Source organism: Xanthomonas sp. DAR33341 (genome assembly GCF_003992815.1).
GTDB classification, from domain to species: Bacteria; Pseudomonadota; Gammaproteobacteria; order Xanthomonadales; family Xanthomonadaceae; genus Xanthomonas; species Xanthomonas cissicola.
The window spans coordinates 43,950-63,298 of record NZ_QEYV01000021.1 but is presented as its reverse complement, the minus strand read 5'-3'; the positions used below and the strand labels follow the sequence as shown (position 1 = coordinate 63,298).

At 64.4% G+C, this 19,349-nt stretch carries 9 protein-coding genes and 1 pseudogene; 6 read left to right on the top strand and 4 right to left on the bottom strand.

Annotated features, from left to right (window positions below):
• Window positions 1-3: 3 nt before the first annotated feature.
• Window positions 4-1,683 (bottom strand): OFA family MFS transporter, encoded by a 1,680-nt coding sequence (locus tag EO156_RS07995; RefSeq protein WP_005915324.1) that lies wholly within the window; start codon window positions 1,681-1,683, stop codon window positions 4-6.
• Between the two features lie 526 nt (window positions 1,684-2,209).
• Here EO156_RS07995 and EO156_RS07980 point away from each other — a divergent pair.
• The 6 genes from EO156_RS07980 (at window position 2,210) to EO156_RS07955 (ending at window position 13,195) form a co-directional block, all read left to right on the top strand.
• A complete protein-coding gene (locus EO156_RS07980) occupies window positions 2,210-3,562 on the top strand; it encodes an aspartate aminotransferase family protein (RefSeq protein ID WP_005915328.1) in 1,353 nt (450 codons plus the stop codon).
• 135 nt (window positions 3,563-3,697) lie between these two features.
• A complete protein-coding gene (locus EO156_RS07975; RefSeq protein WP_016851519.1) occupies window positions 3,698-4,552 on the top strand; it encodes a hypothetical protein in 855 nt (284 codons plus the stop codon).
• Between the two features lie 233 nt (window positions 4,553-4,785).
• Entirely contained in the window at window positions 4,786-6,090 is a 1,305-nt protein-coding gene (locus tag EO156_RS07970; protein ID WP_016851520.1) for a DUF445 family protein, read from the top strand.
• Between the two features lie 144 nt (window positions 6,091-6,234).
• Complete coding sequence (locus tag EO156_RS07965; protein WP_016851521.1) at window positions 6,235-10,329, top strand: CHASE domain-containing protein; 4,095 nt, start codon at window positions 6,235-6,237, stop codon at window positions 10,327-10,329.
• Between the two features lie 33 nt (window positions 10,330-10,362).
• Window positions 10,363-11,349 (top strand): HD domain-containing phosphohydrolase, encoded by a 987-nt coding sequence (locus EO156_RS07960; RefSeq protein ID WP_005930803.1) that lies wholly within the window; start codon window positions 10,363-10,365, stop codon window positions 11,347-11,349.
• A 418-nt stretch (window positions 11,350-11,767) separates the two neighbouring features.
• Window positions 11,768-13,195, top strand: coding sequence for a DHA2 family efflux MFS transporter permease subunit (locus EO156_RS07955; protein WP_016851522.1), 1,428 nt, complete (start codon window positions 11,768-11,770; stop codon window positions 13,193-13,195).
• Window positions 13,196-13,263: 68 nt separating this feature from the next.
• On the opposite strand, the pseudogene EO156_RS07950 reads toward EO156_RS07955, so the two are convergent.
• The 3 genes and pseudogenes from EO156_RS07950 to EO156_RS07940 all read right to left on the bottom strand — a co-directional run.
• Window positions 13,264-13,365: pseudogene (locus tag EO156_RS07950) on the bottom strand (IS5/IS1182 family transposase); the annotation flags it as partial.
• A 125-nt stretch (window positions 13,366-13,490) separates the two neighbouring features.
• Complete coding sequence (locus EO156_RS07945) at window positions 13,491-13,952, bottom strand: hypothetical protein (protein ID WP_078585842.1); 462 nt, start codon at window positions 13,950-13,952, stop codon at window positions 13,491-13,493.
• A 338-nt stretch (window positions 13,953-14,290) separates the two neighbouring features.
• On the bottom strand, window positions 14,291-19,300 hold the full coding sequence (locus EO156_RS07940) for an NAD-glutamate dehydrogenase domain-containing protein (RefSeq protein WP_016851523.1): 5,010 nt from the start codon (window positions 19,298-19,300) through the stop codon (window positions 14,291-14,293).
• Window positions 19,301-19,349 lie beyond the last annotated feature (49 nt).

Sequence of the window (19,349 nt, the reverse complement as noted above, 5' to 3'; positions counted from 1 at the left end):
ATCTCAATGGAACAGCACGAAGGCTTTTTGCAGCGTGACCCAGATACCGAACAGCATCGGGATACCCACCGCCAGCCATGCAAACGCGACCAGGACGGGATTGCCGCCATGACCGATGCGTGCCATTTGTTCCGGTGGAATCACCCCGTGCCCGGTGCGGTCGACCTTTTCGTGCGCCAGCTGCTTTTCGCGTGCCAGTTCGTCGGGCGTCATGAAGTGACGCGCGGCCACCGGGCGCACCAACAGATTGCAGATCAGGCCAAGCACGAGCATGCCGGCAAGGATGTACATGGTGGTGTTGTAGACCTGTGACGGCGGGCTGCCATGGGCCAGCTGGTATTCGCGCATGTAACCCACCACCACCGGGCCCAGGATGCCGGCGGTCGCCCAGGCGGTCAGCAACCGGCCGTGGATGGCACCGACCATCTGGGTACCGAACAGGTCGGCCAGATACGCCGGAATGGTGGCGAAGCCGCCGCCGTACATCGACAGGATGATGCAGAAGATGCCCGCGAACAGCGCGATGCCGCCGATGCCGCCAGCCGACGGAGCCGCTGCGTACAGGCAGATGCCCAGTACGAAGAACAACGTATAGGTGTTCTTGCGGCCGAGCTTGTCGGACATGCTGGCCCAGAAGAACCGGCCGCCGATGTTGAACAGGCTGAGCAACCCGGTGAAGCCGGCCGCGATGGCCGCGATGCTGGCCAGTTGGGTCGGATCCAGGCTGGCGAAGCCCACATCCACGCCGATCAGACGGCCACCGAACACTTCCTGCAACATCGGCGAGGACATGCCGATCACACCAATACCGGCCGAGACGTTCAGGCACAACACGCCCCACAGCAACCAGAACTGGGGGATGCCCCAGACCTTTTTCACGTGCACGTGGTTGGCGGTGATCATGGCATTGCTGCTGGCCACCGGCGCGGTCCAGCCGGCCGGGGTCCAGCCGCTCGGCGGCACGCGATAACCGAACGCGCCTGCCATCATGAAGACGAAGTACAGCGCCGCCATCACCAGGAAGGTTTCCATCACGCCCACCGAGGTGGGGGTCGCGAAATGGCGCATCAGCGCATCGGCCAACGGGCTGCCGATCATCGCGCCGCCGCCAAAGCCCATGATCGCCATGCCCGTCGCCATACCGCGACGGTCCGGGAACCACTTGATCAAGGTCGACACCGGCGAGATGTAGCCCAGACCCAGGCCGATGCCGCCGATCACACCCGAGCCCAGCCACAGCATCCAGATCTGATGGAAGTGGATGCCCACCGCCGAGATCACCAGCCCACCGCACCAGCACAGCGCCGAGACCACGCCGGCCTTGCGCGGGCCGGCCCGTTCCAGCCAGCCGCCCCAGATTGCTGCCGAGCAACCCAGCAACACGAAGAACAGCGTGTACATCCACTGCAGTTCGCTGATCTTCCAGTCGCAGGTGGTGGCCACCATGCGCGCGAACAGGCCCATATCGGCCGGGCACGCGATCGACTCGGTGATGCCCAGCGCCTTGGACAACGGCAGCCAGAACACGCTGAAGCCGTAAGCCATGCCGATGCACAGGTGGATCGCCAATGCCGCCGGCGGTACCAACCAACGATTGAACCCCGGCCGCGCAATGATGCGCTCCTTGGACAGTAGACCGGCGTCTGCGCCGCTGGCTGTCGCCACGGTGGACCCTTGCGTCATTCTCATTTCCCCCAAAAAGACAACGATGAACTGCGAAAGCACGGCTGACAGGACTCACCACCAACGCCTGGCGGGCGATGGCGACGTCCTGTCGGCCGTTCCGAATACGATTGATAGCTGCAATCAAATAACGCGTTGCGATATGGGCAGCGACACCGACCAGGCCCAACTGGCGGTCGTCTGGCGCATCATCGGCGATCCTTGCCTGTTTGCAATGCTCTCCAGCGCCTTGCAGTGTTGCAAAGCGCCGCCGATACCCATGTCGCGTAAGCGTGCCTTGGGGTTAGCGGCCGCAGCTGCGACTAATTGACTAGTCCGTCCGCACTTCGCCAACCGCGTCGCGAAACCGCTCCCGGCACCGGCTGTACGCGCAGCACTGCGGCACGTGCTGGCATGGTCCGGTCCTGGTGTCGCTCGACCGGGGGATGCACGACGCGCCTGCTTGCTGTGCGTCTGCGGGCGTCTCAGGTGACGGCCCAGGCGCCAGCTGCGTACAGTCGGGCGATCCCGAACGACGGAGCCTGCCATGCCCGACCACCTTCCCAGCGATGCCGCCGATGCGCTGCAGGCACCGACGCAGCTGGATGCCTTCTGGATGCCGTTCACCGCCAATCGCCAGTTCAAGGCACGGCCTCGCCTGCTGGCCTCGGCGCAGGGCATGTATTACCGCGATGTCCAAGGGCGCCAGATTCTGGACGGCACGGCAGGCCTGTGGTGCTGCAATGCAGGACATAGCCGCGAGCGCATCGTGGCAGCCATCCGCGACCAGGCCGGCACGCTGGATTTCGCGCCGACCTTCCAGATGGGCTCGCCGCTGCCCTTCGTGCTGGCGCAGCGATTGGCCGCAATCGCCCCGCCGGGCCTGGGCCATGTGTTCTTCACCAACTCCGGCTCGGAAGCGGTGGATAGCGCGATGAAGATCGTGCTTGCCTACCACCGGCTGCGCGGCGAAGGCCAGCGCACCCGCTTCATCGGTCGCGAGAAGGCCTACCACGGGGTCGGCTTCGGCGGCATGTCGATCGGCGGGCTGCCCAACAACCGCAAGTGGTTCGGCCCATTGCTGGCCGGCACCGACCATTTGCCGCATACGCTGGATCTGCAGCACAACGCCTACGCGCGCGGGCTGCCTGTGCATGGCGCGGAACTGGCCGACGATCTGGAACGGCTGATCACCTTGCACGATGCGTCCACCATCGCGGCGGTTTTCGTCGAACCGGTGTCCGGTTCGGCCGGCGTGATCCTGCCGCCGGAGGGCTACCTGCAGCGGTTGCGCGCCATCTGCGACCGCCACGGCATTGTATTGGTGTTCGACGAGGTGATCACCGGCTTCGGCCGCGTGGGCGACGCCTTCGCCGCACAGCGCTTCGGCGTCACCCCGGACATCATCACCGCCGCCAAGGGCCTGACCAGCGGCACCGTGCCGATGGGCGCGGTGCTGGTGGCCGATGCGATCCACGATGCCTTCATGCACGGGCCGCAAAACGCGATCGAGCTCTTTCACGGCTACACCTATTCCGGCCATCCGCTGGCCTGTGCAGCGGCGATCGCCACGCTGGACACCTATGCCGAAGAAGAACTGTTCACGCGCGCGATCACGCTTGGCCCGCAGTGGGAAGACGCATTGCACGGCCTGCGCGGCTCGCCGCATGTGATCGACATCCGCAACATCGGCCTGATCGGCGCGATCGAACTGGCACCACGCGACGGCGCCCCGGGCGCGCGCGGTTACGACGTCTTCGAGCGCTGTTTCCACGAGGGCGGCCTGCTGGTGCGCGTCACCGGCGATGTCATCGCACTGTCACCGCCGCTGATCGTCACCCCGGAGCAGATCGGGCAGATGGTGGAGACGCTAGGCAAGATTCTTCGCCAGGTGGACTAAGCCCGGCTGGCCACGGATGACCACAAACTGCGCTGGCGACGGGCGCCCGCGTGTCACGCATGCAGGCACCCGTCAAGCGCGCAAAGCCGGGGCAGGCTCACTACAATGCCCGCCCCGTACCCCAGCAGTTGCCGTATGAACATCGTTGTCAAAGAAGAACTCAAGGCCTATATCGACCCGCTGACGCCCGACGAACACGAGGCGCTGGAACGCAGCCTGCTGGCCGAAGGGTGCCGCGATGCGTTGGTGCTGTGGGGCGATGTGCTGGTGGATGGCCACAACCGCTACGGTCTCTGCCAGAAGCACGGCCTGCCGTTCCAGACGGTGCAGAACCCGCGCTTCCAGTCCATGCAGGACGTGCACCTGTGGATGATCGAACAGCACCTGGGCCGGCGCAGCGTGTCCGACTTCCAGCGTGGCGTACTGGCGTTGCGCAAGCGCGAGATCCTGGCCGCGCGCCAACGCAGCCAGCGCGACGCCGACGCCGCTGCCGAAGCGCCGGCCGTGGACGACGACCAGGCCGACACTGGCCTGGACCAGAGCAGCGCACACGCCGCTGACGACAACGACAGTCCGCCGTGGGAAGAAAGCGCCAGCCCGGTGAGCCGTGCCGAGCTGGCACGCGAAGCGCGCCTGAGCAGCAACCAGGTGGTGATGATCGAACGCATCCATAAGCAGGCCGCGCCGGAAGTGGTGCAGGCGGTCAAGGCGGGCGAGATTTCGATCAGCGCCGCCGCTGCGGTGGCCACGCTGTCCGAGGACGAACAACGCGCCGCCGCGCAGGCCGGCAAGGCCGAGCTCAAACAGGCCGCCAAGCGCGTGCGCGACGCCAAGCGCAAGCCCAAGGCCGACGAAGCCGAAGGTGGCGAAGCCGAACGCCGCGACATCAAGGCCCTGCAGCGCCGCGTCACCGAACTGGAAAACGAAAATGCCGCGCTGCAATCGAAGGTGACCGCATTGCAGGCGCAGTTGGAACGCCTGCGCGGCTGAGTGCACCCGACAGTCGACAGCAACACGTAGAAGCGCGCCTGGGCGCGACAGGCATTCCCCGATAAAGCCCGTCGCGCCCAGGCGCGCGCCAACGACAGCAACAGCCGCTGGGTCGCCCCAACCCACGCGCAGCTGGAGCACAAGGCACGCAAGACGCGGCCACCAACTTGGGCGCGCAATGACGCCAGCTGCCGTGGACATGCCCTGGTCAAACGACTGGGTACACTTCACTGATGGAACCCAGTCTCAGCATTCCCCGTCCGAACGATCCTCGTCGTGCCCAGTTGCAGCGCATGAAGCTGTTGGCGGTGGCCTTGTTGCTGGCGATGTTCGCCGGCTTCGTCGTCAGCCACCTGATGGGCGAACACGGCATCTGGGCCTGGGTGTCGGCCTTCTGCGAAGCGGCCACGGTGGGCGCATTGGCCGACTGGTTTGCAGTGGTGGCGCTATTCCGCCGCCCAATGGGCCTGCCGATTCCACACACGGCCATCCTGCCGCGCGGCAAGGAACGGCTGGCCGATGGGCTGGCAGTGTTCGTGCGCGACCAATTCCTCGCCCCGGATGCGTTGATGGAAAAACTGCGGGTATTCGATCCCGCCAGCCGGCTGGGCGATTGGCTGGCCAAACCTGAGCAGGCACGCATGCTGGCGCAGATGACGCGCGGCTGGATGTTGCAGGCGCTGGAACTGCTCGACGAGGCAGCCGTCCGCCGCGCGATTCAAGGTTTCGTGGTCGACCGCCTGCGCAAATGGAACGCCGCTGCCACCATCGGCGATGTCATGGCCCTGCTCACCACCGACGGCCGCCATCAAAAGCTGCTGGACGAAGTGTTGCTGCGGCTGGGCGAATGGCTGGACCAGGAGCAGGTCAAGACGCGCGCTTCTGCATTGATCGTGCGTTACGCGCGGCGCGAATGGCCCAAGCTGGTCGGCACGGTGAATTGGGTCAAGCCGATCGAAGAGATCGGCGACAGCCTGGCCGACCGCATGGCGCGTGCGGCGATCGAAGAACTACAGGACATCCTCACCACGCCCGAGCACCCCATCAGGCTCGACTACGAAGTGTGGCTACAGCGTTACATCACGCGCTTGCGCGACGAACCGGAAATGGCCGTGCGCGTGGAAGAACTCAAGCAACGCGCCATCGAACACCCGGCACTGCAGGACTATGTGCAGGGGTTGTGGGGCGAAATTCGCGACGCACTGCGCAATGATCTGGCGCGCGAGCAATCGTCGATGGCCGCACACGTGGAGCGTTCCATGCAATCGCTCGGCCGGGCCTTGTCGCAGGATCCCTCGCTGCGTGACGCGCTCAATCAACATATGTTGCAGGCTGCCGACAAACTCACCGCGCGCCTGCGCGCATCGGTGACCGACCATATTGCATCGACGATGAAAAGTTGGGACGAACGTCACCTCGTCGAACAATTGGAATTGGGGGTGGGACGCGATCTGCAATACATTCGGTTCAATGGAACATTGGTCGGTGGACTGATCGGACTGATTCTTCACGCGTTGTCGATCTGGCTGTCGTTTTGATGCGGGAACGTTGATCGCCTATCCCGAAAATGACGTGCAGGCTTAGGGGACTGCGCACAGCCGTCGCATGTCGGGCGGTACCACGGGGTCGACGCAGGTCGGCCAGCACTCTGGGCACGTAACAGGCAAGGCGAAGGGACGAACATGCCGAAGGGCCGCTGGGATTTGCGCAGGACATACGGGCGGCGCGCATTCTTTGGTGCACTGCTGATTCTGAGCGCCGGCCTGGTTGCCGCCATCGTCACCGGCGTATGGCTGCAACGGCAAAACGAGCTCGAGCGCCAGCAACGGTTCGACTACGTGGTGCGTACGCTGGCGCGCAACATCGGCGAGCGCATGTCCACCTTCGAGCATGGCTTGCGCGGCGCACGCGGTGCGGTGATCGGCGCAGGCAGCGACATCATCAGTCGAGAACGCTTCACCTTGTACAGCCGCTCGCGGGATTATCCACGCGAGTTTCCCGGGGTACTGGGTTACGGCTACATCCATCGGGTCGCCCCGGCCGACGAGGCCGCATTTCTGCAGGCCGCGCGTGCCGACGGTGCGCCGGACATCCATCGCCGGCCGTTGGCGCCGTGGGATGGCGAGCGTTACATGGTGCTGTATTTCGAGCCGGAATCCTCCGGCAACCGCCCGCTCGGCATCGATATCGCCTCCGAGCCGCGCCGGCGCGCCGCCGCCCTGCAGGCCGCACGCAGCGGCGAGCCGGTCATGACCTCGCCGATCTCGCTGTCCGGTTACCGCATTCCCAACGAAAGCGGCTTTCTGGTGCTGTTGGCGGTCTATCGGGAAGGCATGCCGTTGCAGACTCCGCAGCAGCGCATGCTCGCCACCAGCGGCTGGGTGTATGCGCCTTTCAGCGTCGAACAGATGGTACGAAGCGCATTGGGTGAGCGCGACGACGTGGCGCTGGACCTGTCCGATCGCAATGAGCCGACCCACAATTTCTATCGCAGCGGCACGCCAGCCAGCGACAGCGCGCTGCGTCCGCCGGTGGTGCGGCTGTTGCCGATCTACGGCCGCACCTGGGTCATTACCGCCCACCCCACCGCCGGCTTCGTCGCCTCGCTCAACCAGAGTTCGCCCTGGTTGATCGGCGGGCTGGTGATGGCCGCCTCGGTCCTGTTCGCCGCCCTGCTGGTGCTGTATTTCAGCAACGGGCTGCGCCGCGAGGAAGTACTGCGCAAGCAGATGGAGCTGGCCGCGCTGGTCAGCCATTCCAGCGAAGCCATCGTTGCGCAAACCCCGGATGGACGCATCACGCACTGGAACCCGGCCGCCGAGGCGATGTTCGGCTACACGGCCGACGAGGCGATCGATCAGGACCTGACCACGCTGCTGTCGCCGCAGCCGTATGCGATGTCTGAGGTCGACCATGCCGATGCTGCACTGGCGGGCAACGCATCGGCGGCGCAGACCATGCGCCATCGCGACGGGCATCAGGTGCATGTGCTGGCCAGCAAGGCGCCGATCATCGAGAGCGAAGGCACGCTCAGCGGCCATTCGCATTTCTTCCGCGACATCTCCGACCGAGTGCGCTCGCATCAACGCATCATCGACCTCAACGCCTCGCTCGAACACCAGGTCGCCGAACGCACCAGCGAGCTGGTGAAGTTCTCGGTGCTGCAACGCGCGATCCTGGCGCACGCCGGCTATGCCATCATCGCCACCGATTCCGGCGGCTTCGTCACGCTGTTCAATCCGGCCGCCGAAAAACTGTTGGGCTACAGCGCGGCAGAAGTGATCGGGCGACGCAAGGCCAGCCAGTTCGTCGAGCAAGAGGAACTGCAGGAGCGCGCGCACATGCTGGCCGAGCAGACCGGCACACAGGTGGCGCACACGCTGGAAGCGATCGCCGCGCTCACCAGCCTGGGGCGCAGCGACACCAGCGAGTGGACCTACGTGAGCCATGACGGGCGTCGCCTGCCGGTGCTGCTGACCTTGAGCACCCTGCGCGACGACCACGACCAGGTGATCGGCTATCTCGGCGTGGCGGTGGATCTCACCGAGCAGAAGCTGCACGAAAAACAGCTGCGCCTGGCGATGGATGCGGCCAAGAGCGCCAACCAGTCCAAGTCCGATTTCCTGGCCAACATGAGCCACGAAATCCGCACGCCGATGAACGCCATCCTGGGCATGCTGTACCTGCTTCAGCGCAGCGAACTGCCCGGCGCAGCGCAGGACATGGTCGCCAAGATCGATCGCTCCGCGCGCACGTTGCTGGAAATCATCAACGACATCCTCGACTTTTCCAAGATCGAGGCCGGGCGTATCGACCTGGAATGCGCACCGTTCGATCTGAACCAGCTGTTCGACAACATCGCCGACCTGATGCGCTCCTCGCTCAGCGCCAAGCCGGTGGAAATGATCGTCGAACCCCTCCCGCGCGACAGCCGTTGGCTGCTGGGCGATGCGCTGCGCATCAACCAGGTGTTGGTCAACCTGGTCGGCAATGCGATCAAGTTCACCGAACAGGGCGAAGTGGTGCTGTCGGTACGCCGTTTTCCCAGCGGCGACCCCAACAAGTTCAAGCTGCTGTTTTCGGTCCGCGACACGGGCATCGGTATTTCCAAGGAAAAGCAGAGCGTGATCTTCTCGCCGTTCCTGCAGGCCGACACGTCCACCAGTCGGCGTTACGGCGGCAGCGGCCTGGGCCTGACCATTAGCCGGCGCCTGGTCGAATTGATGGGCGGCGAACTGGAAGTGGAAAGCGTGCCCGGCCGCGGCAGCGAATTCTATTTCGTGGTGACGCTGGAAAAATCCGCGCCACTGCAGGCACAGCGCGAATTGCCGGTCTTGCCGCCGGAAGCGATGCCGCGCGTACTGATCGCCGACGACCACGATGCAGCGCTCAACAACCTGGTGCGCATCGCCACCGAACTTGGCTGGCGCGTGGATGCCGTAGCCAGCGGACAGGCCGCGCTGCAGGCCATCGAACACGCTGCAGAGCCCTACGATATTTTCCTGCTCGACTGGCGCATGCCCGATATCGACGGGGTGGCCATTGCACGCGAGATTCGTGCACGCGCCACGCCCGGCCCGCATCCGGTCATCGTGATGGTCACCGCCTACGAACGCCGCCTGCTGGAACAACATCCCGAACAGCAGGATCTGGATGCGGTGATGACCAAGCCGGTGACCGGCGCGGCCCTGCACCGGCTGGTCGAGCAACTGCTCGAGGAACGCCCGGGTGCCCGCCCTGCCACGCCGACGTTTGTCGCGCGACGTCTGGAAGGCGCGCACCTGTTGCTGGTCGACGACAGCGACATCAATTGCGAAGTCGCCCAGCGCATTCTGGAGGGCGAAGGCGCCATGGTCACCGTCGCCCACGATGGCGAACAGGCGGTGAGCACGCTCAAACGCGCGCCCAACCTGTTCCACCTGGTGCTGATGGATGTGCAGATGCCGGTGGTGGACGGTTATGAAGCCACGCGCCGGTTGCGCCAGATCCCGGCTCTGGCCAGCCTGCCGGTGATCGCGCTGACCGCCGGCGCCTTCCGCCCCCAGCAGGAAAAAGCGCTGGAAGCGGGCATGAACGGCTTTATCGCCAAACCATTCAACGTCGAAGAACTGGTCACTGCCATCCGTCATTTCTTGCAGCCGGGCACGCGGCGCATTCCCTCGCTTCCGCACGAGGCGCAGGCGCACGCCGGTCCCGAATGGAAATACAGCGACCCGGAATTGCTGGACGCCGCCCGCGCGCGCAGCCTGTGGCGCGAGCGCGAACCCTATGCGCGCTATCTGATCAAGCTGCTACGCGACAACCCGGACCCGGGCGAGGTAGCCGCCGAGCATCTGCGACGCAACGAACTGCCGGCCATCGGCGCGATGGCCCACAAGCTGCGTGGCGCGGCTGGATCGCTCGCGCTGCCGGCCCTGGCAGGTGCGGCCGGCGACCTGGAGACGCGTATCGAGGAAGGACACGACATCACCGCATCGCTGATTGCGTTGAAGGACGTCATGCAGCGCACCGCCGAAGCGATCCGGGCATTTTTGCAGCATGGCGACAGCGACGTTGCCGCCGACGAGGATGGCGCTGCGTTGGATGCAGACAGTGTGCAGATCCTGACATCGGCCTTTGCCAGCGACGATGCCGACCGGATCGATCACGCGCTATTGATCTGCGCGCCACGCTTACCGCGCGCACTGCAGGAGGCCTTGCAACGCGCGGTCGAAGATTTCGACTTCCGCCGCGCCGAAACCACGTTGCGCGAGTGGCAAACCACCCACCCGCACTAATCGCGCTCCCCGAGCGTTTGGCAAGGATCGACGATGCCGTCCCGCCCCCTGCTGTGTGTCGACGACGAGTCCAGCAACCTGGCCACCTTGCGCCAGCTGCTGCGCGACGACTTCGCACTGGTCTTCGCCAAGTCCGGCGGCGAAGCCCTGGATGCGGTCAGCCGCCACGCCCCAAAGCTGATCCTGCTGGATGTCGAATTGCCCGACATGGACGGCTACGCGGTGGCGCGCGCGCTCAAGCAACAGCCGTCCAGCAACGCCATCCCCATCCTGTTCGTGACCTCGCGCAACAGCGAACACGACGAACGCCTCGGGCTGGAGGCGGGCGCGGCCGATTACGTCAGCAAGCCCTACTCGCCGGCGCTGCTCAAGGCACGCATCGGTACCCAGTTGAAGCTGGCCGAAAACGCACGTCTTGCCCAGCAATACCGCGACGCGATCCATCTGCTCGGCACCGCCGGCCAGGGCCAGGACGCCGACACCGGCGCGCATATCTGGCGCATGGCGGTGTATGCGCGGGTCCTGGCCGAAGCGGTGGGCTGGTCGCCGCAGCAGGCGCAGACCCTGCAGGACGCCGCCCCGCTGCACGACGCCGGCAAGATCGCAGTGCCCGGCAGCATCCTGCAAAAGCCCGATGCGCTGGACGAACACGAACGCTCGGTGGTGCGCCAGCACCCGCAAGCCGGCCATGATCTGTTGCGCCACGGCCGCGGCCCGGTGTTTCGGTTGGCAGCGGAAATCGCACTGCATCATCACGAATGCTGGGACGGCAGCGGCTATCCACAAGGCTTGTCAGGCGATGCGATTCCCGAATCGGCGCGCATCGTGGCGGTGGCCGACGTGTTCGATGCACTGTGCGGGCGACGCGCCTACAAGGCGCCGTGGACGGTGGAGGACGCCATGCGCAAGCTCGACAGCATGGCAGGCAAACAACTGGAACCGCGCCTGGTGCAGCATTTCCACGAGGCATTGCCGCAGATTCTGCAGATCAAGGACGCTTGGGACAGCCCAGTGGCGTAGCGCTGATCCGGGCAGGTCCCGCGCTGATGCAGGCAGGCGAACGATCGCGAAACGCGATTTGATGTCGGCGGTCCTTCGCCGCATCCTCATCCAAACCCTTTTTTCAGCAGGAAGGGGCTCAGCAAGGCGGCCGCCTGATGCCCTTCTCTCATTTGGAAGAAGCCTCGAAGGGACGGATAAGCGTGCGCGCGCCGCGGCCGCGTTCCCCGGCATGTACGTTTCCACACGGCCGCGTCCCTCGCAGCGCACAACGCCTGGCCTGCCCCCAACAAACGTACGCAGCGTTGCTGCCATTGGCTTGAACGCAACGCTGCAGAGGCAGACAATGGGCATGTTGCGCCGCACAACACCGTGCGACGCGGGCCGACCCTGCAGTCGTCTGCGACGCAGGCGGCGCGGCCCCGCAACCGAGAGTCCGATGTCCTCCAGCGTGTCCGAGGCCGGCGCTACGCCGCCGCGTTATCCCGATTACCGCATCATCTCGCTGATCCTGGCTTGCGCCATTTTCATGGAGCAGATGGATGCCACCGTGCTGGCCACCGCGCTGCCGACGCTGGCGCGCGATTTCGGCGTGGCGGCGCCGGCCATGAGCATCGCCATGACCAGCTACCTGCTGGCCCTGGCGGTGCTGATCCCGGCCAGCGGCGCCATCGCCGACCGCTTCGGCCTGCGCCGCGTGTTCGGCGCCTCCATCTGGGTGTTCGTCGGTGGTTCGATCCTGTGTTCGCTGGCCGACAGCCTGCCCACCATGGTGGCCGCGCGCGTGCTGCAGGGCGCAGGCGGCGCCATGATGGCCCCGCTGGGCCGGCTGATCCTGCTGCGCACGGTGGAACGCCGCCATCTGGTGTCGGCCATGGCCTGGACGCTGGTGCCGGCCTTCATCGGCCCGATGCTCGGCCCGCCGCTGGGCGGCTTTTTCGTCTCGTACCTGGATTGGCGCTGGATCTTCTATATCAACGTGCCGATCGGCATTGCCGGCTTTGTGCTGGTGCGGCGCTTCATTCCCGAGATTCCCACCGAATCGGGGCCAGCGCGCTTCGACCTGCGCGGCTTCGTGCTGTGCGGCACTGCGCTCGGTTGCCTGCTGTTCGGCCTGGAAATGGTCAGCCAGCAAAACGGCATCGGCACGGCCAGCTGGTTGCTGGCGATCGGCGGCAGCGCTGCGCTGGGGTATCTCTGGCACGCGCGTCACCACCCTGCTCCGCTGCTGGATCTGAGCTTGCTGCGGATCGACTCGTTCCGGTTGTCGGTGATCGGCGGCGCATTGATGCGCATCACCCAGGGCGCGCATCCGTTTCTGCTGCCGCTGCTGTTTCAGATCGGCTTCGGCATGAGCGCTGCGCACAGCGGCCGCCTGATCCTGGCCACCGCGCTCGGCGCGTTGTTGATGCGCAGCATCACCCCGCAATTGCTGCGCCGCTTCGGTTATCGCAACAGCCTGATCGGCAACGGTGTGCTCGCCAGCCTGGGCTACATGGTGTGCGCGTTGTTCCGGTCAGAGTGGCCGCCGGCGCTGATGTTCGGCCTGCTGCTGTGCTGCGGCGCCTTCATGTCGTTCCAGTTCGCCGCCTACAACACCATCGCCTACGAGAACGTGCCTGCCGCGCGCATGAGCCGCGCCAGCAGCCTGTATACGACCTTGCAGCAACTGATGCTCTCGGTGGGCGTGTGCGCCGGTGCGATGATCCTCAAACTGGCGATGCTGGCCGGCGATCACAGCCAGCCTGCGCAACGCGATTTCTCGCTGGCGTTCTGCGTGGTCAGCCTGATCTCGCTCAGCGCCACCTGGTGGCATCTGCGCTTCGACAAGCATGCCGGGCAGGAAATGAGCGGGCATCGGGCGTGAGGTAAGGGAGATATCGCTGGCGCTCCAGCCGAGCCGCTTCGGCTGTGTGACGAACCCAACTCCAACCTCTTCTTGCGTGCTGCATCAAGCAGACGACTATCGGTCGGATAGGCGATCGCCTTCTCCTGCACCGTGGTGTCCACGTTCACCCGCGACAGCTCGCGCCGATTGCCGTGATCGGGCTAGCCTGGTCTGTTTGGGGACAACTAAAATGAATACCCTCCAAATTTATTCAAGCCAAAAAGAATCCACTTTTCAGTGGACTCTTTTAAAAGCCAGCAGGTAATTACCGACATCAGGCTCCACCCGTACCGCAACTCCTTGTTCGGTTGTACGTATAAGAAGTCAACACCCAGCCACCACCGCTGCCGTTAGCGCCAGACTGCCACGTATATGACCATGTCCTAGAGACGTCGCCCGCACAGCTGGAAATTCCAAATCTTTGACCATTAGAACCACTTGCAGGAAGCGGGACAGGTGGCGCTTCCTGAAGAGGGCGGATTCCACCGCTATTGACAGTGGCAAGACGCACGGTGACATCCCCGAAAAATGTCACATTCGAATCGAAAGATTTTCCTGCCCCTGGTGCTGTTGATAGCCACTGCGCAATCTGTTTCGCTTCAAGCGAGCCTGCCGCATAGGTAATTTCGCTGGTTATTGACGTTCGGGAATGATTTTCCTGAGCGAAACCCAGTACCGGGAAGGAAACAGAAGTAAAAAGCAATAATTTAGCTGCGAATGCAAATGCCTTTTCCATAAATTCTCCATGAGTGCTTTACCGCAACGCAACCATCCCCCTATAAAAATTAACGCAAGCTGAAAAAAATACAACAGATAAGATCAGAGATTTTATTTGTTTGATTTCGTAATTTAATTTATTCAAGTTACACGCAACCGAAGCTAAAGGCCGCGCTACTATGCCACCACCTGAGTTACTTCAATAATTGATTTTTATACGCGAAAAAAGGGCAGCCATGGCCGCCCCTCTTCGTCAATATTGCATTACATAGCCGCCCTGAAAATCCCGTTCCAGGAGCGACTAAAGAGAACCGCGACGACGGGTTTTACGTTCCGTCAGCGCGGTTCGATCAGCACTTACACCCCGTGCGCAGCCAACTGCCCAAGCCGCTGCACCGCCACCGACACGGTCGGATAGTCCAGGGTCTTCTGCTCGGCGACATCGGCAAGCATGGCCAGGGTGAAACGCAGGCTGGAATCGTCGCGCTGCATCCAGTTGGCCACCTTGGCCTCGGCGCTGCTGCCGGGCAGGGTCAGCACCTGCGCCACCAGTGCGCGCTGATGTGCGGCCAGCTCGTCGCGTAGCACCCCGCGTGCCACCGCATGCCAGCGGCCGTTGACCTCCAGCGCGTCGATCTGTTCGAACAGCCACGGCAGCCCCAGCGCTTCGCCAAGGCGGAAATGCACCTTGGAGACGTCCACCGGCTTGAGCTTGCGGGTGCGCGCGGTTTCGATGATGTCGAAGGCCGGTTCCAGATAACGCAGTTCGGACAACTGCTGCGCCAGTGCCGGGGTCAGGCCCTTGTCCTGCCACTGCTGCACGCTGGCTTCGTACTGCGGGCGCTGTGCATCCGACAGCACGCCCGACGCCACACGGATGTCGTTGAACGGGCCGTGGTAACGCTCCACCGCCGCGGTGATGCCCGGCATCTGGCCCGGACGCAACAGCAGCCAACGCACGAACGAGCGCTGCAGGCGCCAGATCACTTCCAGCGCATCGATCTGCACCGACTCGGGCACCTTGCCGTCCAATGCGTCGATCTGCGTCCACAGCGCACGTGCATCCAGCGTCTCGCGGCTGATGGTATAGGCCTTGGCGACCTCGCCGATGCTGCGGCCGGTATCTTCCTGCATGCGCATCAGGAAGGTGGCGCCCATGCGGTTGATGGTGGTGTTGGTGACCGCGGTGGCGATGATCTCGCGCTTGAGGCGGTGACGCTCCATCGCATCGGCGTACTTTTTCTGCAGCGGCTGCGGGAAGTAGCGCTGCAATTCCTTGGACAGATACGGGTCTTCCGGAATATCCGATTCCAGCAGCTGCTGGAACGCCACCAGCTTGGAGTACGACAACAGCACCGACAGCTCCGGGCGCGACAAGCCCTGCCCGCGCGCCTTGCGTGCGGACAGTTCGGCATCGGAGGGCAGGAACTCGATCTGGCGATCGAGCAGGCCCTGCAATTCCAATGTGCGGATGAAGTGCTGCTTGGAGCCGAGACGCTTGACGCTCATCCGCTCCATCAGGCTGATCGCCTGGTTCTGGCGATAGTTGTCCCACAACACCAGGTCGGCCACTTCATCGGTCATCGAGGCGAGCAATATGTTGCGCGCGTCGTAGGTGAGCTTCTTGGCCTGCACCATGTCGTTGAGCAGGATCTTGATGTTCACCTCGTGATCGGAGGTGTCCACGCCGGCCGAGTTGTCGATGAAGTCGGTGTTGAGCAGCACGCCGGTCTGCGCCGCTTCGATGCGGCCCAGCTGGGTCAGGCCCAGGTTGCCGCCCTCGCCTACTACCTTGCAGCGCAACTCGCCGCCATTGACGCGCAAGCCGTTATTGGCGCGGTCGCCGACATCGGCATGCGACTCGCTGGCCGCCTTGACGTAGGTGCCGATGCCGCCGTTCCAGAACAGGTCCACCGGGGCCTTGAGGATGGCGTTCATCAGTTCGTTCGGTGACAGCTGCTTGACGCTGGCGCCCAGGCCCAGCGCTTCACGCACCGGTGCACTGATGTCGATGGATTTGAGCGTACGCGGATAGATGCCGCCACCGGCGCTGATCAGCTTGGCGTCGTAGTCGGCCCAGCTGGAACGCGGCAGCTTGAACAGGCGATCGCGCTCGGCGAAGGACAGCGCTGCATCCGGGTTCGGATCCAGGAAGATGTGGCGGTGGTCGAACGCGGCCAGCAGGCGGATGTGCCTTGAGAGCAGCATGCCGTTGCCGAACACGTCCCCGGACATGTCGCCGATGCCCACCACGCTGAAGTCCTGGCTCTGGCAATCGCGGCCCATGGCGCGGAAGTGGCGCTTGACCGATTCCCACGCGCCGCGCGCAGTGATGCCCATGCCCTTGTGGTCGTAACCGACCGAACCGCCGGAGGCGAACGCATCGCCCAACCAGAAGCCGTGGTCCAGCGCCAGGCCATTGGCGATGTCGGAGAACGTGGCAGTGCCCTTGTCGGCCGCGACCACCAGGTACGGGTCGTCCTGGTCGTGACGCACCACCTGCGGTGGCGGCACGATCTTCCCGCCGACGATGTTGTCGGTGATGTCGAGCAGGCCCTGGATGAAGAGCTTGTAGCAGGCGATGCCTTCTGCCTGGATGGCATCGCGGTCGCCGCCCACCGGCGAGCGCTTGACGTAGAAACCGCCCTTGGCTCCAACCGGCACGATGACGGTGTTCTTGACCATCTGCGCCTTGACCAGGCCCAGCACTTCGGTACGGAAATCCTCGCGGCGATCCGACCAGCGCAGGCCGCCACGCGCCACCGCGCCGAAGCGCAGGTGCACGCCTTCCACGCGCGGGCCGTAGACGAAGATTTCGCGATACGGACGCGGCTTGGGCAGATCCGGCACCCGCGCCGAATCCAGTTTGAAGCTGATGCAGTGTGGGTGCTTGCCGTTCTTGTCGGTCTGGTAATAGTTGGTGCGCAAGGTCGCATCGATCACATCGATGAAGCTGCGCAGGATGCGGTCTTCGTCCAGGCTGGACACGCGATCCATCAACTTCAGCAAGGTGGCGCGGGTAGCGTCCTGCTGCGCGTTGCGATCGCTGCCGCGTGCTTCCAGCACGGCTTCCAGCGCCTTGAGCGTGGCCTCGTCGCCGCTTGCCAGCGCAGACAGTTCTTCGCGCAGGCGCTCCTGGCCGGCGAAGATCTGTGCCTTGGTTTCAGCGCCGGTGGACGGATCGAAGCGCGCTTCGAACAATTCCACCAGCAAGCGCGCCAGCAGCGGATAACGGGTGAAGGTGGCTTCGACGTAGGCCTGCGAGAACGGCACCGCCGTCTGCAGCAGGTATTTGCAGTAGCCGCGCAGCAAGGCCACCTGGCGCCAATGCAGGCCGGCCGCCAGGATCAGGCGATTGAAGCCGTCGTTTTCGGCGTCGCCGTTCCAGATGCGCTCGAACGCTTCGCCGAAGCTGGCATCGGCGTGTGCGGCATTGATCTTGCCGGAGGTCGATTCGACCTCGAAATCCTGGATGTAAACCGGCGTTTCGCCGACCTGCAGCCGATACGGCCGCTCGGAAATCACGCGCAGGCCCATGTTTTCCATCATCGGCATCGCATCGGACAGCGGAATATCGTCGAGCTGGCGGTACAGCTTCAGGCGCAGGCCTTCGCCCGCGTCCAGACGCACGCCATCGTCGCGACGGATTTCCTGCAGGCTCAGATGCAGATCGTCCGGGCCGTCCAGCGAGGCGAGATGCTCGACGTCGGACACCGCCGATTCGATCGACGAATCTTCGATATAGCCGGCCGGCAATGCGCGGCCGAAGTTGGCCGCCATACGCAGGCCATTGGCCTCGCCATGCCGCGCAACCAACGCTTCGCGCAGAGCATCGCGCCAGTTGCGCAGCAGGTGCGCCAGCCGCGATTCGAGTTCGGTGGTGTTGAACTCCAACGCCTCGCCGCTCTTGGGACGCACGATCAGGTGCAGCTGCGCCAGCGGCGATTCGCCCAGCACCACGCTGGAGTCGATGTATTCGCCGTGCAGCGCGTCCTTCAACAAGGCTTCGATGCGCAGGCGCACATCGGTGTTGAAGCGTTCGCGCGGGATGTACACCAGCGCCGAGATGAAACGCCCGTACTTGTCGCGGCGCAGGAACAGGCGGCTACGCACGCGCTCCTGCAGCCCGAGGATGCCCATCGCGGTGCGGTACAGCTCTTCTTCGTTGGACTGGAACAGCTCCTCGCGCGGCAGCGTTTCCAGGATGTGGCGCAAGGCCTTGCCGCTATGGCTGCTCGGAGTCAGCCCCGACTTGCTCATCACGTATTCGTGGCGCTGACGCACCAGCGGAATTTCCCATGGGCGGCGGTTGTAGGCGCTGGACGTGAACAGGCCCAGGAAGCGCTGCTCGCCGACGATGCGGCCCTTGGCGTCGAATTCCAGGATGCCGATGTAATCCATGTAACCGACCCGATGCACGCGCGAGCGTGCATTGGTCTTGGTCAGGATCAACGCATCCTTGAGCTTGGACGAGGCGTTCAACCCATGCGCGGCCAGCGTGGTCACCGGGCGCGCCGGCGAGGTGTCGCGTCCGCGCAGCAGGCCCAGGCCGGTCTCTTCCAGCGGCGCCAGCACGTCCTGGCCATCCTGCTTCTCCACCCGATACTCGCGGTAGCCGAAGAAGGTGAAGTGGTCGGCCGCGGCCCAGCGCAGGAACTCCTGGGCCTCATGCCGGCTGATGTCGTCGATCGGCAGACGGCGGGTCGCCAGATCGTCGGCCAGCATGACCATGCGCTCGCGCATCGCCGACCAGTCCTGCACGATGGCGCGCACCTCGGCCAGCACCTTGCGCACTGCCGCTTCCAGCTTGGGCATTTCTTCCGGCGGCTGGCGGTCGATCTCCAGCACCATCAGCGATTCGCTCTTGCCCTCGCCCACTGCGGTGAGCTTGCCGGACTTGTCGCGCGCGATGCGCAGCACCGGATGGCCCAGCACGTGCACGCCGATGCCCAGGTCGGCCAGGGTCATGCTGACCGAATCCACCAGGAACGGCATATCGTCGTTGACGATCTGCAGCAGGGTATGCGGCGACTCGTAGCCGTGGCTCTTCAAGGTCGGGTTGAACACCCGCACGTTGACCGTGCCGGCCTTGCGCGCGCGCGCGAACTCCAGCATGTCCGATGCCAGCGCCGCCCACTGCTCTGGCGGATGGTTCGGGAATTCGTCCTCCTCCATGCGCCGGTAGAAGTCGGCGGCGAACGCCTGGACTTCGGCCTGACGGGCGGCCGGGTAGCGCTTGCGCAATGCGGCAAACACCGGCTCGAGGGTCACCGCCTGCGGTTCGGTGGCAAGCACGGGGACGGCACGTTCGGCGACCGGTTTGACCGACGTCGTGGACGATTTCGAAGCGGCTTTCTTGGCTGTCATGAGTAGAGCTGGAATGCTCGGTGGAAAACCTGAATTGTACCGGTGCGCA

Bases quoted from the DNA above. Each gene is read 5' to 3' on its own strand.
- EO156_RS07980 (WP_005915328.1), top strand. From the start codon at position 2,210: ATGCCCGACCACCTTCCCAGCGATGCCGCCGATGCGCTGCAGGCACCG.
- EO156_RS07995 (WP_005915324.1), bottom strand. From the start codon at position 1,683: ATGACGCAAGGGTCCACCGTGGCGACAGCCAGCGGCGCAGACGCCGGT.
- EO156_RS07955 (WP_016851522.1), top strand. From the start codon at position 11,768: ATGTCCTCCAGCGTGTCCGAGGCCGGCGCTACGCCGCCGCGTTATCCC.
- EO156_RS07960 (WP_005930803.1), top strand. From the start codon at position 10,363: ATGCCGTCCCGCCCCCTGCTGTGTGTCGACGACGAGTCCAGCAACCTG.
- EO156_RS07945 (WP_078585842.1), bottom strand. From the start codon at position 13,952: ATGGAAAAGGCATTTGCATTCGCAGCTAAATTATTGCTTTTTACTTCT.
- EO156_RS07940 (WP_016851523.1), bottom strand. From the start codon at position 19,300: ATGACAGCCAAGAAAGCCGCTTCGAAATCGTCCACGACGTCGGTCAAA.
- EO156_RS07975 (WP_016851519.1), top strand. From the start codon at position 3,698: ATGAACATCGTTGTCAAAGAAGAACTCAAGGCCTATATCGACCCGCTG.
- EO156_RS07970 (WP_016851520.1), top strand. From the start codon at position 4,786: ATGGAACCCAGTCTCAGCATTCCCCGTCCGAACGATCCTCGTCGTGCC.
- EO156_RS07965 (WP_016851521.1), top strand. From the start codon at position 6,235: ATGCCGAAGGGCCGCTGGGATTTGCGCAGGACATACGGGCGGCGCGCA.